At 57.1% G+C, this 24987-nt stretch carries 28 protein-coding genes; 6 read left to right on the forward strand and 22 right to left on the reverse strand.

Going from position 1 to position 24987, the window contains the following annotated elements; all coding sequences use genetic code 11:
• Window positions 1-2: 2 nt before the first annotated feature.
• The 3 genes from ACFFT4_RS00560 to ACFFT4_RS00570 form a co-directional block, all read right to left on the reverse strand.
• Window positions 3-1430, reverse strand: a complete 1428-nt coding sequence (locus ACFFT4_RS00560) for an aspartate ammonia-lyase (RefSeq protein ID WP_378044267.1) — start codon at window positions 1428-1430, stop codon at window positions 3-5.
• A 132-nt stretch (window positions 1431-1562) separates the two neighbouring features.
• Window positions 1563-1838: a hypothetical protein gene (locus tag ACFFT4_RS00565; RefSeq protein ID WP_378044205.1), complete on the reverse strand. Its 276-nt coding sequence runs from the start codon at window positions 1836-1838 to the stop codon at window positions 1563-1565.
• Window positions 1838-3034, reverse strand: a complete 1197-nt coding sequence (locus ACFFT4_RS00570) for an NAD(P)/FAD-dependent oxidoreductase (protein WP_378044207.1) — start codon at window positions 3032-3034, stop codon at window positions 1838-1840. The genes ACFFT4_RS00565 and ACFFT4_RS00570 overlap by 1 nt, the downstream gene beginning before the upstream one ends.
• A gap of 240 nt (window positions 3035-3274) precedes the next feature.
• On the opposite strand from ACFFT4_RS00570, the gene ACFFT4_RS00575 reads away from it, so the two are divergent.
• Window positions 3275-4267 carry an NAD(P)/FAD-dependent oxidoreductase gene (locus ACFFT4_RS00575; protein ID WP_378044208.1) on the forward strand — a complete coding sequence of 331 codons (993 nt, stop codon included), beginning with the start codon at window positions 3275-3277 and terminating at the stop codon, window positions 4265-4267.
• A 316-nt stretch (window positions 4268-4583) separates the two neighbouring features.
• Here the strand turns inward: ACFFT4_RS00575 and sda are convergent, their stop codons facing one another.
• Both sda and ACFFT4_RS00585 read right to left on the reverse strand, forming a co-directional pair.
• On the reverse strand, window positions 4584-4727 hold the full coding sequence (gene sda / locus ACFFT4_RS00580; protein WP_378044210.1) for a sporulation histidine kinase inhibitor Sda: 144 nt from the start codon (window positions 4725-4727) through the stop codon (window positions 4584-4586).
• Between the two features lie 260 nt (window positions 4728-4987).
• Window positions 4988-5659 carry a YheC/YheD family protein gene (locus ACFFT4_RS00585; protein ID WP_378044212.1) on the reverse strand — a complete coding sequence of 224 codons (672 nt, stop codon included), beginning with the start codon at window positions 5657-5659 and terminating at the stop codon, window positions 4988-4990.
• 212 nt (window positions 5660-5871) lie between these two features.
• Here ACFFT4_RS00585 and ACFFT4_RS00590 point away from each other — a divergent pair, with 212 nt between their 5' ends.
• Window positions 5872-6462 (forward strand): hypothetical protein, encoded by a 591-nt coding sequence (locus tag ACFFT4_RS00590; protein WP_378044214.1) that lies wholly within the window; start codon window positions 5872-5874, stop codon window positions 6460-6462.
• Here the strand turns inward: ACFFT4_RS00590 and ACFFT4_RS00595 are convergent.
• From ACFFT4_RS00595 to ACFFT4_RS00610, 4 genes are all read right to left on the reverse strand, one after another.
• Window positions 6459-6707, reverse strand: a complete 249-nt coding sequence (locus tag ACFFT4_RS00595) for a Spo0E family sporulation regulatory protein-aspartic acid phosphatase (RefSeq protein ID WP_378044216.1) — start codon at window positions 6705-6707, stop codon at window positions 6459-6461. The two genes, ACFFT4_RS00590 and ACFFT4_RS00595, sit on opposite strands and share 4 nt — an antisense overlap.
• Window positions 6708-7290: 583 nt before the next feature.
• Window positions 7291-7704, reverse strand: coding sequence for a hypothetical protein (locus ACFFT4_RS00600; RefSeq protein ID WP_378044218.1), 414 nt, complete (start codon window positions 7702-7704; stop codon window positions 7291-7293).
• A 236-nt stretch (window positions 7705-7940) separates the two neighbouring features.
• Window positions 7941-8300, reverse strand: a complete 360-nt coding sequence (gene erpA, locus ACFFT4_RS00605; RefSeq protein ID WP_378044268.1) for an iron-sulfur cluster insertion protein ErpA — start codon at window positions 8298-8300, stop codon at window positions 7941-7943.
• 66 nt (window positions 8301-8366) lie between these two features.
• Window positions 8367-8816 (reverse strand): hypothetical protein, encoded by a 450-nt coding sequence (locus ACFFT4_RS00610; protein ID WP_378044219.1) that lies wholly within the window; start codon window positions 8814-8816, stop codon window positions 8367-8369.
• 258 nt (window positions 8817-9074) lie between these two features.
• On the opposite strand from ACFFT4_RS00610, the gene mqnE reads away from it, so the two are divergent.
• On the forward strand, window positions 9075-10178 hold the full coding sequence (mqnE, locus tag ACFFT4_RS00615) for an aminofutalosine synthase MqnE (RefSeq protein ID WP_378044220.1): 1104 nt from the start codon (window positions 9075-9077) through the stop codon (window positions 10176-10178).
• 76 nt (window positions 10179-10254) lie between these two features.
• A complete protein-coding gene (locus tag ACFFT4_RS00620; protein WP_378044222.1) occupies window positions 10255-11313 on the forward strand; it encodes an NAD(P)/FAD-dependent oxidoreductase in 1059 nt (352 codons plus the stop codon).
• Between the two features lie 32 nt (window positions 11314-11345).
• On the opposite strand, the gene ACFFT4_RS00625 is transcribed toward ACFFT4_RS00620, so the two are convergent.
• A complete protein-coding gene (locus ACFFT4_RS00625; RefSeq protein ID WP_378044270.1) occupies window positions 11346-11612 on the reverse strand; it encodes a YuzB family protein in 267 nt (88 codons plus the stop codon).
• 99 nt (window positions 11613-11711) lie between these two features.
• Here ACFFT4_RS00625 and ACFFT4_RS00630 point away from each other — a divergent pair, with 99 nt between their 5' ends.
• The gene (locus ACFFT4_RS00630; protein ID WP_094050128.1) at window positions 11712-11954 is read left to right on the forward strand and encodes a NifU family protein; all 243 of its coding nucleotides are present in this window, start codon (window positions 11712-11714) and stop codon (window positions 11952-11954) included.
• 53 nt (window positions 11955-12007) lie between these two features.
• On the opposite strand, the gene ACFFT4_RS00635 is transcribed toward ACFFT4_RS00630, so the two are convergent.
• The 5 genes from ACFFT4_RS00635 to ACFFT4_RS00655 form a co-directional block, all read right to left on the reverse strand.
• On the reverse strand, window positions 12008-12778 hold the full coding sequence (locus ACFFT4_RS00635) for an SDR family oxidoreductase (protein WP_378044271.1): 771 nt from the start codon (window positions 12776-12778) through the stop codon (window positions 12008-12010).
• A 33-nt stretch (window positions 12779-12811) separates the two neighbouring features.
• On the reverse strand, window positions 12812-13522 hold the full coding sequence (locus ACFFT4_RS00640; RefSeq protein WP_378044223.1) for a Cthe_2314 family HEPN domain-containing protein: 711 nt from the start codon (window positions 13520-13522) through the stop codon (window positions 12812-12814).
• Between the two features lie 111 nt (window positions 13523-13633).
• On the reverse strand, window positions 13634-14596 hold the full coding sequence (locus ACFFT4_RS00645; protein ID WP_378044225.1) for a COX15/CtaA family protein: 963 nt from the start codon (window positions 14594-14596) through the stop codon (window positions 13634-13636).
• 333 nt (window positions 14597-14929) lie between these two features.
• Window positions 14930-15307 carry a thioredoxin family protein gene (locus ACFFT4_RS00650; protein WP_465252426.1) on the reverse strand — a complete coding sequence of 126 codons (378 nt, stop codon included), beginning with the start codon at window positions 15305-15307 and terminating at the stop codon, window positions 14930-14932.
• A 9-nt stretch (window positions 15308-15316) separates the two neighbouring features.
• Window positions 15317-16882 carry a stalk domain-containing protein gene (locus tag ACFFT4_RS00655; RefSeq protein WP_378044228.1) on the reverse strand — a complete coding sequence of 522 codons (1566 nt, stop codon included), beginning with the start codon at window positions 16880-16882 and terminating at the stop codon, window positions 15317-15319.
• A 285-nt stretch (window positions 16883-17167) separates the two neighbouring features.
• On the opposite strand from ACFFT4_RS00655, the gene ACFFT4_RS00660 reads away from it, so the two are divergent.
• Entirely contained in the window at window positions 17168-18229 is a 1062-nt protein-coding gene (locus ACFFT4_RS00660; RefSeq protein WP_378044230.1) for a DUF2515 family protein, read from the forward strand.
• Here the strand turns inward: ACFFT4_RS00660 and ACFFT4_RS00665 are convergent.
• From ACFFT4_RS00665 to ACFFT4_RS00695, 7 genes are all read right to left on the reverse strand, one after another.
• The gene (locus tag ACFFT4_RS00665; protein ID WP_378044231.1) at window positions 18160-19785 is read right to left on the reverse strand and encodes a putative polysaccharide biosynthesis protein; all 1626 of its coding nucleotides are present in this window, start codon (window positions 19783-19785) and stop codon (window positions 18160-18162) included. The genes ACFFT4_RS00660 and ACFFT4_RS00665 overlap by 70 nt on opposite strands.
• A 23-nt stretch (window positions 19786-19808) precedes the next feature.
• Entirely contained in the window at window positions 19809-20294 is a 486-nt protein-coding gene (locus tag ACFFT4_RS00670) for a DUF456 domain-containing protein (RefSeq protein WP_378044232.1), read from the reverse strand.
• A 4-nt stretch (window positions 20295-20298) separates the two neighbouring features.
• Entirely contained in the window at window positions 20299-21054 is a 756-nt protein-coding gene (locus ACFFT4_RS00675) for a Cof-type HAD-IIB family hydrolase (protein WP_378044234.1), read from the reverse strand.
• Between the two features lie 151 nt (window positions 21055-21205).
• The gene (locus ACFFT4_RS00680) at window positions 21206-22090 is read right to left on the reverse strand and encodes a metal ABC transporter permease (protein WP_378044235.1); all 885 of its coding nucleotides are present in this window, start codon (window positions 22088-22090) and stop codon (window positions 21206-21208) included.
• Complete coding sequence (locus tag ACFFT4_RS00685) at window positions 22087-23034, reverse strand: metal ABC transporter permease (protein WP_378044237.1); 948 nt, start codon at window positions 23032-23034, stop codon at window positions 22087-22089. The genes ACFFT4_RS00680 and ACFFT4_RS00685 overlap by 4 nt, the downstream gene beginning before the upstream one ends.
• Window positions 23035-23040: 6 nt before the next feature.
• Window positions 23041-23829 (reverse strand): metal ABC transporter ATP-binding protein, encoded by a 789-nt coding sequence (locus ACFFT4_RS00690; RefSeq protein ID WP_378044238.1) that lies wholly within the window; start codon window positions 23827-23829, stop codon window positions 23041-23043.
• A 17-nt stretch (window positions 23830-23846) separates the two neighbouring features.
• Complete coding sequence (locus ACFFT4_RS00695; protein WP_378044240.1) at window positions 23847-24797, reverse strand: metal ABC transporter solute-binding protein, Zn/Mn family; 951 nt, start codon at window positions 24795-24797, stop codon at window positions 23847-23849.
• Window positions 24798-24987 lie beyond the last annotated feature (190 nt).

A 24987-nucleotide genomic window follows, 5' to 3' on the forward strand; every position in this document is an offset into this window, starting at 1 on the left:
AGTTACCCTCTCCCGTCCAGCAGATGTTCCCCGGCAATCCCCGGCGTCGTCATCTGCAGCGGATCGAGAATTTCATTCATCTCCTCCGCCGTCAGCAGCTGTCTTTCCATAATAATATCCTTAATATTGCTTCCCGTGGCCAACGCCTCCTTCACAAGCTGCGAGGCCACGTCATATCCCAGATGCGGATTAAGCGCCGTAACGATCCCGAAGCTCTGATCGACATAGGCCTGGCATCTTGCCCGGTTCGCCTCCATGCCCTCAAGCGCGTATACGTTAAAAACATGCAGCGCCTTCTGCATAATGTGCAGCGATTGCAGCAGATTAAACGCGATGACCGGCCCCATCACATTCAGCTCGAATTGTCCGGCCTCCGAAGCCATGGCAATCGTAAGATCGTTGCCCATGACCTGAAAAGCGACCTGGTTGACCACCTCGGCCATAACCGGATTGACTTTTCCCGGCATAATCGACGAGCCCGGCTGTCTGGGCGGCAGCAGCAGCTCGTTTAACCCGGCCAGCGGGCCCGAAGCCATCAAGCGAATGTCGTTGCATATTTTGGACAGATTAACGGCGCATACTTTTAACGAGGCCGACAGCTCCGTATAGGCATCCGTATTTTGCGTCGCATCGACCAGATCGGGGGCCGATTGCAGCGGCAGCTTAAGCTCGTCGGCCAGATGACGAACGACAAGACGAATATAATCCACGCTTGCATTCAGGCCCGTCCCGACCGCGGTGGCCCCCATGTTCACAATAAGCAGGCCGGACGAAGCGCGGCTGATTCGGCCGATGTCCCGCTCCAGCACTTTCCCGTAAGCGCCGAACTCCTGCCCCATGCGGATCGGAACGGCATCCTGCAAATGGGTTCTCCCCGATTTCAGCACGTCGTCGAACTCCCGCTGCTTCCGTACGAACCCCGCACGCACTTCCCGCATCGTGCCTAGCAACCGCTCCGTCAACAAATAAGCGGCAATTCTTATCGCTGTCGGAACCGCGTCGTTGGTCGATTGCGACATATTCACATGATTGTTCGGACTGCAATGAAAATAATCGCCTTTGGAATGCCCCATCAGCTCCAGCGCGCGGTTCGCCAACACTTCGTTCATATTCATGTTGATCGACGTGCCCGCCCCTCCCTGGATGGAGTCGACGACGAATTGGTCCGCCCACTGTCCGGCGATCACCTCGTCGGCGCTGCGAACGATCGCCTGCCCGATGGACTCCGGCAGTCGTCCCAAATCCATATTCGCCTTCGCAGCCGCTTTCTTCACATGAGCCAAAGCGGCGACGAGCTCGGGATGTATCGTTACCCCCGTAATCGGGAAGTTTTCCAGCGCGCGCTGCGTCTGAATGCCGTAATAGGCGGAGGCCGGAACCTCCTTCATTCCCAAAGAATCCGTTTCCGTTCGTACCGTCGTCAAGCCAATCCCCTCCAGCTGGTGGAATACAATACCTGATGTTAATATTACCAGATTTCGACGTTCTTCTTCATCTAATCGAAAAGGCGGGTTGCCCATGCGCCAATGCGCATCGATAACCCGCCTTCGTCTAAAGCTATTTTATTCGCTCTCGTCCAGCTCGCGCATTTGCGCTTCCCATTCGGCGCGGCGTTTCTCTTCGAGATATTCCGCCGTCATCCGGTCGCGCTGGCGGCCCTTCTCCTTCAGCCGTTCAATGCCCGGCTGGATGAGCAGATCCACTTCCGCCTGCACGATAGCGACAAGGTCGTAGCGCTTCTGCGTCTCCAGATAAGAGCCCACTTCCATCAGCGCGTTGTAACGGTCCAGTTCGTCTCGCGTCAACAGGCCCCGCACTTGCACGCTGCAGTGTCTCATTACAGGAATTTACCCTTGCGCAGCACAAGCGGAATGCCGCCGATGATGAACAGGTAGCGCAGGTCGATTGCCTTCTTGAGCCATGCCGCCGTGCGGCCTTTGTACTTCTTGCCGAACGCTACGCCGATCGCTTCTCCCTTGCCGAGCGACGCCACGGCGCCCTTGTTGCTGAATACGAACGGCTTGAGCGGCTGGTTGCGAATCGACGCCACCAGGTTGTGGGCGCAGTTGACGCCCTGCTGCATCGCGATCTGGGCCGTCGGCGGGTAAGGACGTCCGCCGTCCGGATTGAACACGAGGGAGTTGTCGCCCAGCACGTAGACGTTCTCGTGACCGGGAGCGCGCAGAAACTCGTCGACTTTCACCCGGCCTCTCATCGTCTCGATGCCGGCTTCCTCGATCAGGCGGTTGCCGCGAACGCCGCCGGTCCAGATGACCGTCTGCGACTTGATCTCTTCGCCTTCTCCGACGATAACGCCGTCCGCCGTGCACTCCTTGACGGCCGTGCCGATGCGGAATGTGACGCCTTTCTTCTGCAGCACCTGCATCGCGTATTCGACCAGCTCCGGATCGAAGCCCGGAAGCGCGGTCGGAGCCGCTTCGATGTTAATAATTTTAACGAGCGATTGGTCGACGTCGAACTGCTTGCACAGCTCGGGAATGCGGTCGGCCAGCTCGCCGATGAATTCGATGCCCGTGAAGCCCGCGCCGCCGATGACGAACGTCAGGTAATCGGTGCGGTGCGGCTCGCGCTTGAAGCGCGCGAACTGGTACTCGATATGCTCGCGGATGAGGCGAACCGAGTTAATGCTGCGGATGTTGAACGCATGCTCGACCATTCCGGGAATGCCGAACGTCTCGGGCTCGCCGCCCAGACCGATGATCAAATAATCGTAAGAGAGCGTTCCGTCCTCCAGAATAACCTTGCGATCCTGAGGGCGAATCTGTACGACCGTCGACTTGACGAAGTCGATCTTGAATTCGTCGATCAGCTTGGAAATGTTGACGCGCGCGTTCTCCGGGTTGTCCGTTCCGGCCGCCGGCATGTGCAAATGCGTCGTGATGTAGTGGTAATCGTGCTTATTGACCAAAGTGACATCCGCTTCATTATAATTCAATTCCTTCTGCAGACGAAGCGATGTCAATACACCGCCATAGCCTGCGCCCAGAATGACGATTTTAGGTATACTGCTCATTGATGATCCCATCCAATCCCTTTGTGTGATTAGTTTGTGAAAAATTACACAATCTCTTTCGCTAAGCCACTTAACGAAACTCTAGTGTAGATCATATCGGCTTTTCCAACAATTTTCAAGGTTCTTTTTCACGAATAAATTTGGGCATCCGTACAAAAAGCTTTCTTCTGTTTGTCGACAAGTTTATAATGGAAACGTTTAGTCCCTACTATCGGCATCATTACACGGAGGTGTCGCATTTTGAATTCCAGCATTACGCCAGTGGACGTCGCGATTATCGGCGGAGGACCCGCCGGCCTGTTCGCGGCTTTCTACGGCGGCATGAGAAAGATGTCCGTCAGCCTGATCGAAAGCATGCCCCAGCTCGGAGGCCAGTTATCCGCGTTGTATCCCGAGAAAAATATATATGATGTTGCGGGATTCCCCAAAGTGACCGCCCAAGAGCTTGTCGAAAACTTGAAGACTCAGTTGGAGCTGTTCAAACCCGACGTTTACTTGGAAGAAAAAGTGTCGAAGCTGACCAAGCTCGAAGAACGTCTCTTTGAAATTGTTACCGACAAAAGGGTTCACCATGCACGCGCCGTCATTATTGCGGCCGGCGTAGGCGCGTTCGAGCCGCGCAAGCTAGAGCTGCCGGAGGCGGCAGCTTACGAGAAGACGAATCTCCACTATTTCGTCAGCGACCTGGAGAAGTTCCGCGGGCAGAAGGTGCTGATCAGCGGAGGCGGCGACTCGGCGCTCGATTGGGCGCTCATGCTCGAGCCGATCGCGGAGAAGGTAACGCTTGTCCATCGCCGCGATAAATTCCGCGCTCACGAGCACAGCGTGGAGCTGCTCAACCGTTCCGCCGTGAACGTCGTCACGCCTACGGAAATTACCGCACTGCACGGAGAGGGTGCGATTTCCCGGGTTACGCTAACCGACGTGAAGTCCGGAGACGTCACGGAGCACGAAGTGGATGCGGTGATCGTCAACTTCGGGTTCGTCAGCTCCCTCGGCCCGATCGCGGAATGGGGCTTCGAGATCGAAGGCGGCTCTATCCTCGTCGATTCGCGGATGGAGACGAGCATTCCCGGCATTTTCGCCGCCGGCGACATTACGACGTATCCCGGCAAGCTTAAGCTGATTGCCGTCGGCTTCGGCGAAGCGCCGACCGCCATCAACAACGCCAAAGTCTATATCGACCCGGACGCCAAGCTGTCTCCGGGCCACAGCAGCAACATGAAGTTTTAAGTCCGAATCGCGATCGTCGGACAACAATAAGGGCATCCTAGCTTAGACTGCCGGTAGCCGCCGGCCTAAGGAGGATGCCCTGTTTGATATGTCCGGTTTGCAACGCCTTAAGCCCCCTAAAGATTTCTTGTCCGAATTGCGGTTCCCCGACCGAAGACGAAGGTCGTTCGAGCGATTGGAGCGGTCCCTATTCTCCCTACGAACCCGATCTCGTCTCCTTCGAGGAACCTGTCGCCGCCCAAGGGACCTGCCGGCACGTCGTCCGCTGCGTCGGCTGCCAGCATGAGTTCCCGGTGAACATTGCCGCATGGCATATTTAGGCGAACCTCTCTTCGGGGACCGACAGCTTCCTTCTCCGGATTTCCGTTCGCAGCAAGCGTACGAACTCTCTGTCCAATTGCATGCGCAGAGCGCTGCGGTAAGCGTCCAACAACAGTTCATCGGTTAATAGCGGCAACATGCCCCACACCCTCTCCCAAGGTTTGTGAAGGCATCATAGCATGCCCGGACGAAGTCGGACAAGCCGACAATTATCCACAAGGGGATGTGCGTAAGTTGTGTGTATTTTGTTGAAATCTGCCACAAATCCTTTAATGACGGTGTGTATATTGTGGATGAAGTTATACACAGATTTTTCGAGCGGATTCCAATAAAGAACTTTCATAACCGCAAAATATTCCATTACCGCTTTCTATAGAGAAGATTGTCGGCTGCGCTCGCTTACTGCGGTCGAGTATTGACCTCCAGCATCCAAATATGTCCTTTCCGGTCGATGCCGTAGTCGTAGCCGAGCTGGCCGATGCCCGGATAACGGCTCTCCAGCAGCGCCGTTGACGTTTTCGTCAAATGTCGCATTTCGCGTTTCTTCTTGGCGACAAGCCTCGCCGACAGAGAGCGGCGGATGCCTTGCGCGGCGGTCATCTGCGTGCCTCCTCGGCACAGGTTGGTTACGAACAGCCCGCGTCGGGCCAATCTCCCCACCATCGAACGATAGGTCCAGACTCCGTTTTCCTTCACGTATTTCACCCGGTAATCGATCGGCCGTCCTCCGATGGTCGCAAGCCGGATGCCTTTTTGAATCAGATACGCTCTTTTAAGCCGGGTAGCGTTCAGGGCTTTCATCAAGCCTTTAAACGACGACAAGGTTCTTCTGCTGGATTTATGCGTAAGCCTGTACGACGAGCCGAGCTTCTCGATTTTGATGACGCCGACTCCCCCTCCGCCCCGGACCGGCTTAACGACGACCATCCCGTGACGGGCGAGCATTTTCCGTAAATTTGCCGCGTTTAACAGCCTTGAAGGCGGGATATGCCCGGCGATATAGGAGTTCGAACGCAGGGCGTTCGTCTTCGTCCATTTGTTGGCCAGCTGCCTGCTAATCGTGACCTCCATCTAACGGCTCCTTTCCTGAGGGTATGTTTATACATACTCGTTTCGCAGGACAGGTTCTTGGATGGATGACGCCGGAGATTCGCCCCAATTTGCCGAATGATCGACGGCTTTGACGATTGCGGAGCGGCGGAGAACGAGAGAAATCGACATGAGGACACGCTCGCGGCCATACGGATATAGTGATGCTCGATTTGCCGGGGGAGGGAATTCGAATGAGCGGCAGGAACGGAAAACGACCGCTCGCGCGCATGATATCTGTGCTGGCGGTGCTAATGAACGGGGTGAAAGCGTTGACGGGGCAACGAGGGGAACAGACGGCGGAAACCGCAGAGCCGTCGAGAGGTCGTTCTTCGGGCGAGAGAGAACAGGATGATGCGGCGAACGTATCGGAATCGAGCGGCGGGGTCGACGACAGCCTTCCGGATTTCCCGATTCCCGAGGAGGCCGAACAATTGCGCGCGCTCAGCACGAGCGAATCCGATCGCATCGGTTGCTTGTGTACGTTTAATCTGCGCGGGAACGCCGAACAAGCCGGCGATTATTATCGACGAGCGTTTCGGCAGCGAAGCTTGGCGTTCGCGGAATACGCGGACGAATCGACCGTTCATCTGATGGGCGGCAACGACGATTGCAGTCTGCTGGTGGGCATTTTCCCCAACGAACTGGCGGAAGGCGTAACGGTTACGTTAACCTACAGCACGTACAGAACGCCTTCGGCGTCCCTGGAGCGGAGAAAACGCGATGTCGGAGACGTATCAGAGAAGGACGCGGACAGCCGAATATCCGGCCGGAACGACCGTTAGACTTGCACGGACAAATTCGTGGCGCGCCGAGGACGATAAACGAACGTATGGCCGTTGCTGGCCGTTCTTGCCGTTGTGCGGCATTTCTCATAACGATTCAATTGCTCGTCGAGCAGCTGGGAAATTTCCAGCACCTGCGCGTTGCGCATATCCGCCCCGTTTTTCACGTAGGCCAGAATCATCTCGTTGCGCAAGTTTTCAATGTTGCGCTTAATGAGCTTCAGCTTCTTATCCCGAAAATCCACTTTGCGATCCCTCTCCCGAATAATGTACCCATTTTCCATATCATGTTATAACTTATCATAAAACGAAAATTTTTGGAAAGTTCCACAAGAAATATTAAGCAAATGTTAGGGGTTTCGTCAATACTCAATAATCGTCGCCATGAACAAAAATGCCCGATTCGACGCGCCTTTTTCCCATTCTCCCGGCGTTCCTTTAGTCATATCCTCCCACTGCGGTCCGGCAGAATTTAGACGGATGTCGTCGAATCGTTGGCTTTAGAGGCATAAAAATGATTCGCAGGTCTTAAAACGCCTCAGCCCTCTGCCCGGCTTATTTTCCTGTTTAAATTCTCTAAATTTTTTTATTTTCAGGGATAAAATTTTGGCGTTTTTGGGGTTGTTTTCAGTTCGAATTTTCTAAATCTCGGTCATCGTCTGAACGATCGTGTCGTCTGAATGGCAACAAGCAAAAACGCCTGCGGCATCCTTAGGATGACGAACGCGTTTTTGTCGGAGACGATACAGTCAATGATAACGGTGAAACTTATAAATTCTGTATCGTAAATATAAGAGCCTCGCGGCTCTTTTCAATTCGAATCCGTGTCTATTCGATTAGCTTCAACTCGAACCTTTTTGTTGTAATGTCGGCTTCTTTTCTAATTTTGATCATTTCGCTGAACAGCCGTTCAAAGTTCGTATTGATGGCTTCGAATTTTGCATCCATTGCCTGAAATCCCGTTCGCACTTCCTGACGCAGTTCCTCAACCTCCTGCTTCACTTCCTCAACATCCCGTTTTATATGCTCAACTTCCTGCTTCACTTCCTCAACATCCCGTTTTACATGCTCAACTTCCTGCTTCACTGCCTCAACTTCCTGCCTCACTTCATTTACTTCGCGCCTAACTTCCTCAATAGCGAAAATGGCTTTGCCATTCATTTGTATCAGCTGAACGGTCATTTCAGCCGTCTGTTCCGTGGTCCGCTTCAATTCGTCGATTTGCACTTGAGTTTGCTCCATTTTTCGCCCTCAATTCTTGGATAAATGACCTGCCGTCCGCTGCTCTATCTTGCTTGTGATCTCAGTATTCAGGAAAGACGTAACAATTGCAAGGTCTCTTTTTGTTCTCTACGCGATCGATCGCATTCACCTGAACGACAAACAAAAAAACCTCCCAGCATGCGTAATACATCACACATGTAAGGAGGTTCTTCCAACCTACACCCGAACGATTCAAGATTATCCAAATCCCTTAATCAGCAAGGCTCCGCAGCCGGATTTCCCGCTTCCGTGGCCGTTCTGAAGCTCGAGCCGCAGCCGCATGTGGCAGTCGCGTTCGGATTGTGGATGGTGAAGCCGCCGCCCATGGCGGATTCCTTCCAGTCAATCTCCAGACCGTGCAAATACTTCATGCTGTCGCCGTCGACGACAACTCTCACGCCGCGGATCTCCATCTCGCTGTCGCCGTCATGGGTCTCGTCATCGAAGCCCATGCCATATGAGAAGCCGCTGCATCCGCCTTCCTGCACGCCAATGCGCAAAAACAAATTCGGAATTTCTTCCGCGGCAAGCATTTCCTGTATTTTCTCCGTAGCCGACTCGCTGATATTCACCATTGTCGTCATGATCGGTTTCCCTCCTTAAGTGCTGTCGTTCTCTATATAAGTATACTCCAGAGAACCTCAAGCCTCAAGAGAGGCATCGCCCGTCGCCGGCTGCGCGATCGCCTTCAGCTCGATGCGACAGCGGAATTGCCCTTTCTCGTTAAGCAGGAAGTCGGCCAGGCGGCGAAATACGAGCGCCAGCTCCTGCCCCGCGGATTCCGTATCCAGAGTATAGCGGAATTGATCCGCGGACAAGCTGCGCACGGTTCCACGGTCGGTCTCGAGCGCCCCCGTCGCCTGCATCCTTTTCCACTCCTTGGAGGGATCGAACTTGTCCGAACGGCGCACGATTTTTTCGTAAATGCGCTGCTTCTTCAACCACATATAATATTGAATCGGATTGTTCAGGTTCCAGGCTTGGCTTAAATCTTTAATCGTATATGCCGCCCTGTACTGCTGCAAAATTTGAATCTTCTCGGCTTCCTCCATTTTTTCCAGCTCGCTGAGTGGCAAAACGTCCGGCTTCAATGATCACACACCGCCTCATTCGATATTTTAATTCTACATTAACCATATTTTTCTTATTATTCAAGTTGATTCCCGCTTTTGCCAGAGTTTATACCTTTTCTATTTCCAGTTGCCGTAAGGGGGGTTCAGGTTTATAATGTTTACAGGTTGTTTACGTTTGGATTTATAGGTTTTCGTGGAAAGTTATTTTTTTCACAAATAGTCGATTTTCTTAATCGCACTACTTTGTTATCTCAATTACGGCTGGAGGCGCATGCCATGACTCTCGTTACGACGCATCCCGACCGCCAGATGGCGGAAATCGCCGACAAAGTCAGGAACGGCGAACGCTTGACCTTGGAGGACGGAGTTTTCCTCTATCGTTCCGACGATTTGTTGACGATCGGGCAATTGGCCAACGAGGTGAATTTAAGAAAAAACGGCAAAAAGGTTTATTTCATCGAAAACATGAGCCTTTATTTTACGAACGTGTGCGAGGAACGCTGCGCGTTCTGCAATTTCCGCAAGGACGAAGGGCAAGACGGCGCTTATACGCTGTCGCCCCGGGAAATGATTGATTACGTCGAACAGCACATCCATCCCGGCGTTCGCGAATTCCATATCGTCGGAGGCCACAACCGCAACGTTCCGTTCGAATATTATATCGAATCGCTTCGGGCGTTAAAGCAGCAGTATCCGAACGTTACCCTTAAAGCCTATACCGCGGCCGAAATCGACTTTTTCTCCCGGCATTCGGGTCTGACTTACCGCGAAGTGCTCGAACGCCTGATCGAGGCCGGCCTGGAGACGCTGACCGGGGGCGGAGCGGAAATTCTGTCCGATCATTATCGGAAAAAAATGCGCGTTCACAAAGCGAACATCGAGCAGTATTTGGAGGTTCACCGGACGGCGCACAACCTCGGCCTCCGCACGCATACGACCATGCTGTACGGCTCCGTGGAGACGCTGGAGGAACGGGTTCAGCATATGCTTCATATTCGGGAGCTGCAGGACGAGACGAACGGCTTCCAGGTGTTCATCCCGCTCTCGATGCAGCCTATCAGCCCGAAAGCGAGCATTCGCCGCAGAAACTCCGCTTACGACGATCTGAAGGCGATCGCGATCAGCCGGCTGATGCTGGACAATATTCAACATATTAAAGCTTATTTCATCAATATCGGCACGCAGCTGACGCAAGTCTCCCTGACGATGGGGGCTTCCGACGCGCACGGCACGATCGTGCGGGAGAAGATCAGCCACGCGGCGGGCGCGCTGACTCCTTCCGGCATTACGAAGGAGGATCTGATATGGCTTATCAAAGGCGCCGGACGAATCCCCGTGGAACGCGACACGTTCTATAACGAAATCAAAATATACGAATAATTCGGAGTTCCCCGTCGGCTAGACGGGGGCTCTTCTGTGTCATACTAAGGCTAACCGACATCAAAGGAGAACAGGTATGAGCAAGGTCGTTATTTTAGGCGGCGGGTATGGCGGAATCATGATCGTTCAAGAGCTGCTGGAGCACATTCCTCACGATGCGCAGCTCGTTCTGGTGGAACGCATGCCCTATCAAGGTTTAAAAACGGAGTATTACGCTTTGGCGGCAGGTACGGTATCCGACCTGGAAATACGCGTCGGATATCCCGTTCACCCCCAACTGCAGATGGTTTACGGCAATATTACCGATATCGATCTCGATCGTCGAATCGTTCATGTGTCCCAGCAAGAGCCGATCGCTTACGATTCGCTCGTCATCGCCCTCGGCTGCACCGACAGCTACCACGGCATTCCCGGCGCGGCCGATTATACGTGCAGCATTCAATCCTTATCGGCGACTCGGCGCACCTTCCAGCAGATCAACGACATTCGCCCCTACGGGCAGCTGTCCATCGTCGGCGGAGGCCTGAGCGGCGTCGAATTGGCGGCCGAGCTGCGGGAAAGCCGCAAGGACATCAATATCCGCATTCTCGACCGCGGCAACAGCGTCATGTCCGCCTTTCCGGGCAAGCTTCAGGAATACGTCGCCTCCTGGTTCCGCGAGCACGACGTGGAGATGCGTTCGCACATCGGCATCACCTCGCTGGAGCCGGGCGTCATCCACAACGGATCCGAAACCATCGTGACGGACGTCACCTTGTGGACCGCGGGCATCCAGCCGGTCGAGCTCGTTCAGAGATTGGCGCTGCCGAAGGATCCCCAGGGCCGTCTTATCGTAAACGAGTATCACGAGCTTCCGGACTACAGTCATGTCTACGTCGTCGGCGACTGCTCCAGCCAGCCGTTCTCCCCGAGCGCGCAGCTTGCGGGAGCGCAGGGCAAACAGGTAGCCGAAGTGATTCGCGCCCGTTGGCAGGGCAAGGAAGCGAGACTGGGCCGCATCAAGCTGAAGGGCGTCCTCGGCTCGCTGGGCAAAAAAGCGGGCTTCGGCTTAATGGGCGCCACTCCGTTGCTCGGCCGCATTCCCCGCATGCTGAAGAGCGGGGTGCTGTGGAAGAGCAAGCGCCACTTCGGCTAGGGGCGTGTCTGCCTACTCCGAGGGCAGCAGAATCAGAGATCGTCCAGCAGTTTATCCAGGGCGCTTCGCTCCTGGTCCTGCCGGGCCATCTCCTCCACCACCAGATCGTACAGCCGCTCGGCCGTCTCGGCCACGACGCTCTCGCCGTTCACCAAGGCGTAAGGAGACAGAAAGCATTCTCCGCAGTTGCCGAGGCAGCCGTATTCGATCACTTCGACGTCCGGGAGCCGTTCCAGCCGCTTCAAGACTTCGTCGGTCCCGTGATGAGCGTTGCTCACGCAAAACTCCACGATGTTCATCGCGTTCATTTTCCTTTCCTGATGCAAAAATGCTAAACATGGTCTGTTTGAAAATGCTCCTATTTGTACTATAATAGAGGGAGAAAGGAGTGGATGATCATGAGTACCAATGCTCCAAGCATGTACGACGAAGTGAGCGACGTTCTTGACAAGCTGCGTCCGTTCTTGCAGCGCGACGGAGGAGACGTCGAACTCGTCGACATCGAAGACGGCATCGTCAAGCTGCGTCTAATGGGCGCTTGCGGCAGCTGCCCGAGCTCCACGATCACGCTCAAAGCAGGGATCGAGCGCGCATTGCTGGAAGAAGTCGAAGGCATTCAGGAAGTCGTTCAAGTGTTCTGATTTTCCTTCATCGGGAAGCTTAGAAGGTCCTGCCGATCCGGCAGGACCTTTTGTCATCGCTTAAGCATCGTCCGGATCGGGTCCAATCCTCCGGATACGTCGATCGTATTGCCCGTAATGAAGTCCGATTCCGGCATGCACAGGAAAGCGATCATGCGCGCGACGTCCTCGCCGCTTCCCGGCCGGCCGCGCGGCGACTCGTCGTCCATGAGGCCGACGACGTCGGCGATGCTCTTCTCCTTGTTGCCGCCCCGGATATCCCCCGGACAGATCATGTTCACCGTAATCCCGCTCGCCGCTTCCTCCACCGCCAGCGTCTTCGTGAACGACACGAGCCCGACTTTGGCCGCCGCGTACACGGCGCGATGAGGCCAGGATCTCGCTTCCGAAGCATGGCCGAAGCCGAAGTGGATAATTCTCCCCCACTGCCTCGCCCGCATGCCGGGCAGGACGCGATGGTCCATCAGCATCGTGCCGACCAGGTTTCCGTTCATCAGATAATGAATGTCGTCCTTGGAATAATCCGCGAACAACCGCCGTTCGCGAATGAACGGTCCGGCGTTGTTAACGAGAATGTCGACTCCCCCGAACCGTTTCTCCGCCTCCGATACGAGGCGCTCCGAATCGGCGGAAAGCGCGATATCCGCTTGGATCGCGTAAGCTTTGCGTCCCAGCGCCCCGATTTCCTCGACAAGCCCTTCGGCTTCGTCCCGGCTGTTCACGTAATTGATCGCCACGTCGCAGCCGTGGGCCGCCAGCTCCAGCGCGGTGCGTCTTCCCAATCCTTTGGCGCTGCCCGTGATCAGCGCGGTTTTGCCCAACAGCTTCACGCGGTTCCCCTCCGTCCCGTTGTCAGCTTACTCCGTCCGGCGCAAGTAGGCGCACGCATAGCGAAAAGCGGCATGCAGCGAGCCCTGAACCATCGCCCAGCCCCGATCCAGATCCTCCATGTTGGGGCCGAGATTTTCCAGCGTTCTGCTGCCCCCGTTGTTCGCGAGACTTTGGGACAAGTCGTCCCGCAGCTCCGCGTTCATCTGGTGAATCTCGATGTTTCTGCGGCTCCGCAGACGGCTCATCGCGCGCTGGTGCTGCTCCTTGAGCTCGTTGAGCGGCTTCGCCAGCTCCGAATGAAGGCCGTTCTGATTCATATTCCGCAGCATCGTAAAGTAGGAATAATGGGCTTTCATCCGCTCCGTCCGAAGATCGAGCAGTTGATTCAACAGCGTTCCCAGCTTGTCCAGCAGAGCAAAGAAACGGATATAGGCGTTTTTGTCAAAATAAACGTGGCGGTCGTAGCTGATCCTCTCGTCGTCCGTGAAATCGTCGATCCGCGAGTGCGTGATCCGCTGCGCGTATTTCTTGGCCGCGTAACAGCTCTGCTCCAACTCGTCCATCGAACGAAGCAAGCCTTCCGCCCAGATCGCATAAGTGCGGTACTTCTTCGCCTGTTCCGGCCTCCGGTCCGCAAGATCGGCGCAGCGCCGGGCGAAAGCTTCGATGGAACGGGCCGTCTCGAGCGGCATCCCGGTCCATTCGCGCGGCCGTTCTCCGAACAGAACTCTAAGCAAATGGCTTTCCCCCCAGCATCGGTTAACGCATCTTGTCCCATTGTAACGCAAAAGAGACGGCGCGCTCAACCGGACGTCGGTTCCGCGCCGTCTCTTCTCTCCGACGGAACTTTATTTTTTCATCGATTGCCGCATGCGAATCGCCAGCAGCACCAGCATGCTGAACAGAGCCGATATGATGACCGTATGCAGCAATCCGGTGAAAACGTAGGCGTCTTCGTTCGTTAACGTAAAAGACAGCAGGCCCCCGCTCAACACTTGCAAGACGACGAGAATCAGCGCCTTGTTGCCGATGGAAGTCAGCTCCGACGAAGCGCCGGCCGCCTTGCGGACGTAAATCGAGACAATCGCGATCAGCACCAGCAGCAGCAGCGCGGCCAGCCGGTGGGCGAACGCGACGGCGGTCGATCCGGACAGCTCGGGCACGATCGCTCCGTTGCAGAGCGGCCAGCCTTCGCACGCCCCGCCCGAGCTTGTATGGCGGATAAACGCGCCAAGATAGACGACGCCGTAGCAATAAGCGATAACCGCGATCAGACCTCCGTACAGCCTATTGGAAACCGATCCCGCCGCAGAAGGCTGCCGGAGCCGCTCCTTCTTGGACGAGACCGCCTCCGCTTGGCCGTTTTGCTCCGCGGTCTGACGTTTGACAAGCTTATATAGCAGCCAGGTGCAGGTGAAGGCGAACAGCGAGATGCCGAAGTGGAGCGCCATAACAATCGACGACTGCTCCCACTTTACCGCCATCGCGCCAAGAATGGCCTGCATCACGGTAAACAGCAGCGCTCCCCCTGCGTACAGCAGGTTTTCGCGGCGGCGAGCCGGCTTCCAGAAGTGCGTAACCAAATACGTCGCGCCGACGAGCAGGCCGACGATGCCGCTAATCATGCGGTGACTGTATTCCACCATCGATTCCACCGTATACGCGGGAACGAATTTGCCGTTGCACAGCGGCCAATCCGTGCCGCAACCGCGGCCGGAATCGGTATTCGTCACAAGAACGCCCGCGATCAGAACGAGAAACATGCCGATGCAGGTCAATAATGCCAGCAGACGATATCTTTGGAAAGTCATTGCATATCCCCGATTTCATGTGAAAGTTGGCTCAAGGTGCCCGTTCCCATTATACCGAACCTCCATGGCTAAAACCATGTTCATAATGTGAACTTTGCCCGCCGCAAAGAAGCTGTCCCTCTAAGCCGACCAAGCTGCTTTGAAAGACAATCGATGATAAATGGGAAAAGGGTATGTACCTCCTTCCGATGCTATACGCTCCTGAAATCTGAAATGGTAAACCCGTGACAGGGTGATTTCAGGAGCGTATGAGGCATTCTCCAGGAGGTACATACCCTTTCTTTGTCTATCGATCCTCTCAAGCAGCTCTGCTTACGGGACAGCTTCTTTGCTTCAGCCCGGGATCGCAGCGGACACTTCGACGGCCCGATCGAGGAACTGCTCGATTTCGTCGCGCGTCTTGCGAAGCTTGCTGACGAATCGGACCAGCTCGCGGCCCTGCCGGAAGGCGATAAAGCTCGGAATGCCCAGAATGTTCAGCTCTCCGCAAAGCTCCGGCAAGTCGTCGCGGTCCACCTCCACCATCGACAGCCGATCGGCGTACGCCGTCTCGACTTCTCCGATGAACGGATCGATAAAATGGCAATCCTTGCACCAGGTCGTCTTGAACACCGCCACCGTCAGCCGATCTCCGGCGATTTGTTCGCGGAAAATCGATTCGTCGGTTATTTTCAGCATGGGCGCCCACTCCTTCTTTTCTCCTGATGCTATTATAACGCCTTACAGATCTCGCGCAACCTGCATGATCATCTCCCCGTATTCCTCCAGGTCGACAACGCTGTACTCCGCGCCGAGCAGGCCGAACAGATCATCCGCCGCTACGTAGGTGATATTCATGTCGTTCACGAGCGGATGCGTCAGCTTGACGGCTTCCCCGTTCACCGTTGCCTGATCGGAGTCCTTACGGAAAACGATCGATTTGCCCGTAGGCCGGTCGTAGAAACGAATTTCCAGCTGCCCGTCCGCGGGAATCTCCAGGCTCGGACGAATGTTGAATTCTCCGAGCGTCTCCCGAAGCGGCACGAAAGCGGTGCCCTCCTCGTCCAGATAGAACGGGATGCCCCACTCGCTGCTCAGCTGGAAGCTCTGATCGTCGATTTGGAAGTCGTTCTTCAACAGATCGTACAGCACCGAATCCGTCTCGAACAAGCCGACGACCCGGTAAGGGTCGAAGCTGTCCAGTTCCTGAATCGTCAACGCGTTGCGCGGCACCTCCACGGCCGGAATATCAACGGCTCCGTTCACGTTCCAATTTTCGCCGGACGCGCTTATCGTGACGCTGCGAACGGGGCTGGTCTCTTCGGCGAACGCCGCCGGAACGATAATCGCCTCGAAGTTCGACTTGCGAACGTACAGCGATTCGTCCACGTACAGATCGGTTTTCAGCTTAATGCCCTTATCGAAAATCGCCGCCCATTCTTCCGATTCCCGGAAGCTGTCCAAATCTTCCTTGATTTCGAGCAATCCCGGATACAGCGCCGTCTCCACGAGCGACTCGGCGAACAAGTCGATATCCGTTTCCGGACCGACGATCTCGTCCGCTCCGAAGATTTCCTTAAGCTCCGGAGGCAATTCGGAGATCCAGCGCAGAACGTTGGCGACGACTTCCGTCATCCCGTCGATGTCGCCGATCAGATTTTCCAAATACACCGGAATCAGCTGTCCCAGCTGCTCGCCGTCCAGCTCCGCATGCACCTTCGACAGGCCGACCGTCTCCCCGTGAATCGTCTCGTTCGTCCGGTCCACCGTGATGGAGGGAGGATTGGGCAGTCCTTGGACAAAATAGCCGGCGACGCTCTTGACCAGTCCGCGCACCGACTCCGCAAGCGCCTGCTGGAGCTCCCCGGTCGAGCCGAATCCCGCGCCGAGCGTCTCCTCCAGTTCCGCAAGCGACAGGACAAACGGACGCTTCGCGCCCTCCACGTCGATTCTGATCGTCCGGCTATCCGAATGAAGCGTAAAAGGAAGGCTTCCCTTGCTTGTCGTCAGCGTTCCCGTCAGCCATTGGCTGCCTTTCTCGTCCGTCTTGGCCTGGGCGATCTCCACTTTGACGCTGCGGAACAGATCGACACCCCTCGTCGTTTCCTCGTCCTCCAAGGCCAGCAGCTCCTCGTTGACGTCGACTTTCAGTTCCAGCGTCAACGACTGCTCCTGATGGGTAACGTCGAGCTGTTTGGTCAGCATGTCGTTCAGATTTAAACCGCCGACCGGCTCGCAGCCGACGATAAAGGCCAACAATAATGCGCATACTAGCCATCCGAACCTTTTTGTTGCTTTTTTGTTCACGAATGATTTCCCTCCCGCAAAATAACTGGCTGACAACGCCCTAACAAGCTGCCCGGCCTACTTTCTACTTTCGACGAACCCGCCGGGATTTCCTGCCGATCCCGCTGCCGTCGCCCGAAGGAGAGGTTTGTTATCGTCATCGGCACGATCCGGCGACTGTTCGCCGCGCTGTCCGGCAAAGCTGCCGGTCTGTGGCACTCTCGCCGCCTCACCCGCGTCAGGCTGCCGCTTGATTGCGAGCCCTGCTCTCCCCCGTCCGTCCAGCCTCCCGCATCGCGCCTCCGCATGGCCGGGGACCAGGAGCTGATTTCCCGCATCCGCGGGGAGACGGCGGAGCTGAACCGCAACAACGTAACCCGGACGGCTGCCTATTGGGAGCTGTACCGGGCTTTTCCCGAGCTGCACTGGGCGTTCCTCGCCCATATGGTATCGCGCAACGGAGGCTGGGGCATGACCGATTTAAAAGGAGAGTGGCTCCCCCGTCTGCTCGACGACCGGCTGGCCGGGGCGATCTTCGAGATGCTGGAGACGTGCAACGGATTGATCTTCGGCGACGCCTATCCGCAATTGCGGCTGTACGCCGAGGGCAGACGTTCGGGCCGCAATCTGTCCGGCCTGCTCCCCGAATTCGGCATCTCCACGTTTATGCCGCCGTTCTGGGAGCGGTTCTGGGCGGACGGCAACCCGGTTCCTCTCACCGAAGCGCTCGTCGTTAACGAACAGAACAACCTCCAGCTTCGCGTCGTGGAGGACGCCCATTACCGCCGAACCGTGCTGGATTCGCCGGCGTTCCGAAGCCAGGCGCTGCTGCAGACGAATCAAATCGTTTTTCCTTTATGGCAGGGAGAGGCCGCGGGCGGAGCCCGGCCGCTTCGGCTGGCGGGAAGGGTACTGGAGAGCTTCGAGGATTTGCGGGAAAGAATCGAGTTCGGGATTTCCCTTTACGGCCTGCTGTTCGGCTATCCCCGGGTGCTTCGGGCCGTCTCGGCCTTCGCCAGGCACGTTCCCCATACCGGCTCGAGAGCGGATTACTGGCCGCACCGTTTCGCAACGAACGCGCACGGCAAAAACGGCGAATTCGCCGGGGCGGATCGAGCCGCCGGGAATTCGCCGTGGTTAAGCCCTCGTTTGGCGCAAGCCTGGTCCGACAGGGCGCCGCCCCGTGTCGAACCGCGGGACTGGTATCGCGACGCCGGGGCGTTCGGCTATATCGAGCCGGTTCGCCCTCCGCGCATCGTCGATCTGACCCATGAGCATCTGTTCGGCCAATACAAGCTTCAAGCCGCCGTTCTTCTGGAGCGCAGCCTCATGAAGGGCGCCAGAAGCCGCCGTACCGGCTTGGGATAGGTGGAGATTTCCTCCGCCGTCACGACGCCGAGATAGACGAGCAGCGCCGGGTACAGCACCGCCAGCACGCCGCCCATCACCCCGCAGGCCAGGAAAAACGTCAGCTTGGCCGGCAGTCCGCCGCAGATCGCCAGCACGGCCCATTCCGCGGCCCAAATAACCGCCGCCGCGATCGCTACCGTCAGCAGGAACGGAACCCAGCGCTTGCCGAGAAACTTGAAGCGCGATCGTTTCCTTAGGCTGAGGACGTTAAAGGCGAGCGCCCAAATAAAGCACACCGTCGTCGCCGCGATAATGCCGTAGACGCCGAAGAACGGCGCGAGCGCAAAGCTGAGAACGATTTTGAGCAGAATGCCGGTCAGCGCGTGAATCGTCGCCTTCTTCGGCTCGGAGATGCCCAGCAGAATCGAATTCGTCACCATCATGCCGATCTGGAAAATGGTGCCCAGCGTCAGCATCCCGACGATCTGGCTGCCGATCGGCTTCTCGAACAGCAGGCCGTTCACGCTGTAAGCGCCGACCCCAAGCAGCAGCACGACCGGCATGCCGCTGAACAGCGCGATCCGCACCGCCAACGACGCTTGCTGGCCGACCTTGCCGGCATCCTTCAGCGCATGGGCGGACGAGATGTGCGGAATGATCGACTGGCTGAGCGCCACGGCCAGAATGATCGGAATGCCGGCGATCGATTGGGCGTTCATCCCGTACACCGCCGCCCAATGGTTGATCGTCTCCTGCTCGAAATGGCCGACCGTCAGCGATTTGATCATAAAATTGTCCAGCGTATACAGAAGCTGAACGGTGATCCCGGTCATCACGACCGGAATGGACAGGTTGAACAGCTCCTTGTAGATGGAGCGCAGGCGCAGCTGGCGCGACGAATCCGGCTGCAGCCGGGACTCCAGACGGTCGCTCGCCTTCAGCTTGCGCGAATAATACAGCATCACGGCGAAGGCGCCGATGCTGCCGAACACGCTGCCGAAAGCCCCGCCGGCCGCGATGCCTTCCTCGTTGGCCGGATTGATCGAATAGAACGCGTAGGCGATGACGACGGCGGCCACGACACGCAAAATCTGCTCGACGATCTGCGAGATGCCGCCCGCGGTCACGAATTGCCGGCCCTGAAAATAGCCCCGCATCATGGCGATCATCGGAAACAGCAGCAGAGACGGCGCGATCGCCCGGATCGCCGTCGCGGCTTCCGGCTCCTTCAGAATCGACGAGGCGATAACCGGCGCGATCAGCCACAGCCCGACCGTAATGACGACGCCGGCAACCATGCCGAACAGCATCGCGGCCCGGTACACCTGCTGCGCTTCCTGGACGCGTCCGATCGCGTAGCGGCCGGACACCATTTTGCTGACGGCGCTCGGAATGCCCGCGGTCGCCACGATCAGCAGCAGCAAATAAATGGAGTTCGCGTTGTTGTAATAGATGTTGCCGAGATCATCCATCAGATAATCGAGCGGCACCCGTTGGAAAATGCCCAGCGCGCGCGCGACGAGAGCGGCGGCGGCCAGAATGAGCGTGCTTTTGAGTAAGGTGTCTTTTTTCAAGGTGACCTCTTCGTTTATCTAAGTTAATTAAAAATGAGCCAAACGATAAAAAGAACGATCATCGCCGCCTGCAGCAGCACCTTCACGACAGTGCTTGTGAACAGGCCGACGAGCGAGCCCCAGCCGACCTTCAGCGCGCGATTGAATTCCGAGCCGTGAATCAGCTCGCCGAGAATGGCGCCGGCCAGCGGTCCGATAATCAAGCCGAAGGCGGGGATGACGAACGGGCCGACCAGAATGCCGATCGTGCTGCCGATGACCGATGCCCGGGAGCCTCCGAACTTCTTGACCCCCCACGCGTTCACCATATAATCCGCCACGAACAGCACGACCACGATCAGCGTCTGGATAATCCAGAACCACCAGCCGAACGGCGCGAACGAAAAAAACCACCCATAGATGAAAAAAGCCGCGTAAATCGCCAGAGCTCCCGGCAAAATCGGATAAATCGCCCCGGCCATGCCGACGGCAAACAAAACAACGATAAGGATCCAGCCTAAAATATCCACCGCGTCACGTCCTCAATACATATTGCCGAATCACTTGGGCGACGCCGTCTTCCTGGTTCGTCCCCGTCACGGCGTTGGCCGCCCGCTTGACCTCTTCCTGCGCGTTGCCCATCGCCACGCCGAGCCCCGACGCGCGAATGGCGGCGATGTCGTTCAAGCTGTCGCCGACCGATACGACCTCGGACATGTCGAAGCCTTTCAGCCGGCACAGTTCCGCCAGAGCGCTCGCTTTCGAAATGCCCAGCGGGTTGATCTCGATGTTGTTCGGCGAAGAATTGGTAATCTCCAGTCCGTCCCAGCCGGAAATTTCCTTCAGAATCTTCCCCAGCTGTCCGAGATCCTCCGTATAATAGCCGAACTTCAGCCATTCGTGCGACTTCGGCTCCTCGGCCCAGATTTCCTTGTTATAAATTCCTTGCGTCGAGTAGGCCCAGAACCAGACCTCCGGATAATCGAGCGCCAGCTTGTGCAGGCCGATCACCTTGTCGGAATCCAGAATCGTCCGCTTGTGCAGCGAATGGGGCTTCTCCCAGATCTCTCCCCCGTTAACCGTAATCATCGGCGAATCGAGACCCAGCCGCTCGACGATCGACACCGCGCTCTGAAAGCCCCGGCCCGTGGAGGCGCACACCATGACGCCCGCTTCGACCGCGTGGCGGATCCATTCCGCGTTCGTCTCGCTCACCTCGCTGCGGTCGTTCAGCAGCGTGCCGTCCAGATCCAATGCCAGCAACCGGTAGCGCTTCATTTCATATGCCAATTTTTCAACCCGCTCCCTCATTCGTTCTGTCTGTCATATACCGATCATTTTATCATATTTCGCCCCTCGAATCGAAAACAAATAAGAGCCGCCCGGAACCGTCCAGGGACGGATTCAGGCAGCTCTGGCCGACGCGGGCCGGCCGAAGCTCTCAATAAGCTTCGCGGGCCGTCGAGAGGCGCTGTCTCAGCTTGCGTACGACAAACCCGTGCGACGGGGAAAAGAGGAAGGCGAGCACGAACAGCGCGCCCGCGACGCAGACCATGCAGCCCGCGATCGACGCGTCCAGCGCGGCGGCGGCGTAGTATCCGCCCACCGAGCTGACGACGCCGATGACCAGGCTCAATCCGATCATCGCGCCCAGACGATCCGTCAGCAGATAAGCCGTTGCCGGCGGCACGATCAGCAGGCCGACGACGAGAATCGCGCCGACGCTCTCGAACGAGCTGACCGTCGCCATCGACACCAGCCCCATCAGCACGTAGTGGAACAGCGCCACCGGAATGCCGATGGCCGCCGCCAGCGCCGGATCGAACGCGCACAGCTTGAATTGCTTGTAGAACAACGTGACGAGAGCCACGATAATAAACAGCGTAACGCCGAGCAGCCATACCGCCTTCGGCCCCATGTCGACTCCGCCCAGGACAAGCGAGTTCCACTGCACATAGGCGATCTCCCCGTACAGCACGCAGTCCAGGTCCAGATCGACGTTCTGCGCGTTAAGGCTGACCAGCAGCACGCCCGCCGCGAACAGCGAGGTGAACACGACTCCGATCGACGCGTCGTTCTGCACGCCGCTCTGCTGGAACATCTGGATGAGAAATACGGTCAGGAAGCCGAGGATCGCCGCCCCGAACAGCATAAAGAACGAATCCCGCGAGCCGCTGACCAGGAACGCGATTACGATGCCCGGCAACACGGAGTGGCTGATCGCGTCGCCCACAAGCGCCATCCGGCGCAAAATCAGAAAACAGCCCAGAATGCCGCAGCAGGCCGCGACCAACGCGCCCGTCAGCATAATCCAAAATCCGCTCATACCGACACCCCCCGTTCCTTCGCCGATGAGCTAACTCCCGTTCCCGCTTGCTTGGCGCTCTCCGTCGCCCATTCCCGCTTGGCCGAGCGCCGCCGGACGAGCTTGGCAATCACGCCGCGGCGCGGTCCGAACAGCACGGAGCCGACGAACACCGCCGTCGCGGTCAATACGCTGAGCGGCCCGGTCGGAAGCTGCTCCGTCCCGGCGCTGACCCAGGTGCCGATCGCGCCGCTCAGCGCGCCGAACAATCCGGACAGCGCCGTCATGACGCCGAGCCGGTCCGTCCAGTACCGAGCGGATACGGCCGGCGTAATCAGCAGCGCCGCGACGAGCACGACGCCGACGGCCTGAATGCCGACGACGACGGCGATCGTGACGAGCCAGAGTAGCAGCTGCTCCAGCGTCGTTACCGAGAAGCCCAATCCGCGGGCATAGCCCGGATCGAAGCTGATCAGCTTGAATTCCTTGAACAGCACCGCGCAGACGACGATCAGCACGACCGCGACGCTGGTCATCGTGTAGACGTCCTGGGCCGTCATCGAAGCCGCCTGCCCGAACAGAAACTTATCAAGCCCGCTCTGGTTGCCGTAGGAGCTGTGCTGAATTTGCGTCAGCAGCACGATGCCGATGCCGAAAAATACGGACAGCACGATGCCCATCGCCGCATCCGGCTTAATGCGGGAAAATCTCGTAATCCAGCTGATGCCCGCCGTGGCGATCATCCCGGCGACGATCGCTCCGATCATGAACAGCCCGACGGACTTGACCTCCGTCAGCATGAAGGCGATGCAGATGCCGGGAAGCGCGGCGTGCGCCAGCGTATCCCCGATCAAACTTTGCTTGCGCAAGTAAGCGAACGTCCCGACGACGCCGGTGCTGAGGCCGAGCAGCATGCTCCCCAGCAAAATCCATTGCAGGTTCGGATCGGTAAACAGATTAAGCATCGCTCGTCATCCCCTTCCCGCAATCAGGACGGGCTCTTCGGCGCCGCCGCCGCTTTTCAGGAACGTTAATCTTCCTCCGTAAGCCTTCTGCAGCTTCTCCTCCGTAAAGGTCGAAGCCGTCGGGCCGTAAGCAATCAACTCGCCGTTGAGCAGCATAACCGAATCGAAATATTGCTCCACGGTCGCCAGGTCGTGGTGTACGACCAGCACCGTCTTCCCCTGCCGCTTCAGCTCGTTCAGCAGCTGGATAATCGCCTTCTCCGTCGCGGCGTCCACCCCCGCGAACGGCTCATCCATAAAGTACAGCGTGGCGTCCTGGGCCAACGCCCGGGCGAGAAACACCCTTTGCTGCTGCCCGCCGGACAGCTGACTGATCTGCCTCGTTGCAAAATCGGCCATCCCGACTTTGGCCAGGCAATCCATGCCGATCGCTTTTTCCTTGGCGCCGGGCCTTCTGAACAAGCCCAATCTTCCGTATCTGCCCATCATCACGACATCCAGCGCGTTCGTGGGAAAATCCCAATCGACCGACTCCCTCTGCGGGACGTAACCGACGAGCCTTCTTTGCGATTTATAGGGTTTGCCATAGACGAGCGTCTCCCCGCTCAGCGACGGCTGCAAGCCGAGAATCGCCTTGATCAGCGTCGATTTGCCCGCTCCGTTTGGTCCGATAATCCCGATCAGCTCGCCCTCGGTCGCTTCGAACGAGACGTTCCGGACGACGGGCTTCTTCTGATACGCGACCGTCATATTCGTTACCGTCAGCGGCGCGATGCCGGATTGATTTGTGGCCATCGTCTCTCTCCCCTTTCTTATTTCAACGCTTCGACGATCGTATCTACGTTATGCCGGACCATTCCGATATAGGTCCCTTCCTCGGTACCGTCCTGGCCCATCGCGTCGGAGAACAGCTCTCCTCCGATCTTGACCTCGCGTCCCAGCTTCTTGGCGCCTTCGATAACCGCCTCGATCGATTTCTTCGGCACGCTAGATTCCACGAATACAGCTTTGATCCCCCGCTCCACGAGCATATCGCGCAGCGCGGTCACGTCCTTGGAGCCGTACTCGGCCGCCGTGCTGATGCCCTGCAGGCCGACGACCTCAATGTCGTATGCGTCGCCGAAATACCCGAAGGCATCGTGCGCGGTCACCATCACCCGTCCCTGCTTGGGAATTTCGGCGATCCGTTCCCTGGCGTAGCGATCCAATTCGTCCAGCCTGCCGAGATAAGCGTCGGCGCGCTCACGGTATTCCGCTTCGTGCTCCGGATCGTTCTCGATCAGCGCGTCGCGAATCGTCTCCGTCGCGCTCATCCACAGCTTGACGTTAAACCAGACGTGCGGATCGTACGTTCCGTCTCCGACCTTCCGCAGCGACGACTCCGGAATGTTCTTCGTCACCGGGACGACCGCCTTTTTCTTGCTCATTTTCTCGAAAATTTCCGTCATCTTGCCTTCCAGATGCAGTCCGCCGTACAAAATGAGGTCCGCTTTCTCCAGCTTGGCGATATCGCCCTGCGACGCTTTGTACAAGTGCGGATCGACTCCCGGACCCATCAGCCCGATCGTCTCGACGCGGTCGCCTCCGACCTCCTTGACGACATCGGTGATCATGCCGACCGTCGCCGTCACGTGCAGCTTGCCCTCTTCCTTGAACGCCCCCGAGCCCGGCCCGCATCCCGTAACGACCGCGGCGAACGGCACGACGAGAAAAATTAAAGTCATAATGAATCGTTTGATCGACGATGGCAATTGCTTCCTCATTCCTGTATCTCTCCTCCCGAATGCTCTCTCTTTGCCTTTAAACAACTGTTTTGCTAATACGACGAATACTTTCCCCAGAGACTCTTTGTTTATATTATACAACTAAGTTTACCTAATGCAACATTTAAATTAAAAAAATTTGCTTCTTCGCAAGCGGCCGACCTGATCCCCGGTCCGCATCCGGCACAGA

The organism is Cohnella cellulosilytica (assembly GCF_042431195.1).
GTDB classification, from domain to species: domain Bacteria; phylum Bacillota; class Bacilli; order Paenibacillales; family Paenibacillaceae; genus Cohnella; species Cohnella cellulosilytica.

Coding starts and splice junctions, on each gene's coding strand:
- ACFFT4_RS00565 (WP_378044205.1), bottom strand. CDS start 1,838: ATGAGACACTGCAGCGTGCAAGTGCGGGGCCTGTTGACGCGAGACGAA.
- ACFFT4_RS00570 (WP_378044207.1), bottom strand. CDS start 3,034: ATGAGCAGTATACCTAAAATCGTCATTCTGGGCGCAGGCTATGGCGGT.
- sda (WP_378044210.1), bottom strand. CDS start 4,727: ATGTTGCCGCTATTAACCGATGAACTGTTGTTGGACGCTTACCGCAGC.
- ACFFT4_RS00585 (WP_378044212.1), bottom strand. CDS start 5,659: ATGGAGGTCACGATTAGCAGGCAGCTGGCCAACAAATGGACGAAGACG.
- ACFFT4_RS00590 (WP_378044214.1), top strand. CDS start 5,872: ATGAGCGGCAGGAACGGAAAACGACCGCTCGCGCGCATGATATCTGTG.
- ACFFT4_RS00600 (WP_378044218.1), bottom strand. CDS start 7,704: ATGGAGCAAACTCAAGTGCAAATCGACGAATTGAAGCGGACCACGGAA.
- erpA (WP_378044268.1), bottom strand. CDS start 8,300: ATGGTGAATATCAGCGAGTCGGCTACGGAGAAAATACAGGAAATGCTT.
- mqnE (WP_378044220.1), top strand. CDS start 9,075: ATGACTCTCGTTACGACGCATCCCGACCGCCAGATGGCGGAAATCGCC.
- ACFFT4_RS00620 (WP_378044222.1), top strand. CDS start 10,255: ATGAGCAAGGTCGTTATTTTAGGCGGCGGGTATGGCGGAATCATGATC.
- ACFFT4_RS00625 (WP_378044270.1), bottom strand. CDS start 11,612: ATGAACATCGTGGAGTTTTGCGTGAGCAACGCTCATCACGGGACCGAC.
- ACFFT4_RS00630 (WP_094050128.1), top strand. CDS start 11,712: ATGAGTACCAATGCTCCAAGCATGTACGACGAAGTGAGCGACGTTCTT.
- ACFFT4_RS00645 (WP_378044225.1), bottom strand. CDS start 14,596: ATGACTTTCCAAAGATATCGTCTGCTGGCATTATTGACCTGCATCGGC.
- ACFFT4_RS00660 (WP_378044230.1), top strand. CDS start 17,168: ATGGCCGGGGACCAGGAGCTGATTTCCCGCATCCGCGGGGAGACGGCG.
- ACFFT4_RS00680 (WP_378044235.1), bottom strand. CDS start 22,090: ATGAGCGGATTTTGGATTATGCTGACGGGCGCGTTGGTCGCGGCCTGC.
- ACFFT4_RS00685 (WP_378044237.1), bottom strand. CDS start 23,034: ATGCTTAATCTGTTTACCGATCCGAACCTGCAATGGATTTTGCTGGGG.
- ACFFT4_RS00690 (WP_378044238.1), bottom strand. CDS start 23,829: ATGGCCACAAATCAATCCGGCATCGCGCCGCTGACGGTAACGAATATG.
- ACFFT4_RS00695 (WP_378044240.1), bottom strand. CDS start 24,797: ATGAGGAAGCAATTGCCATCGTCGATCAAACGATTCATTATGACTTTA.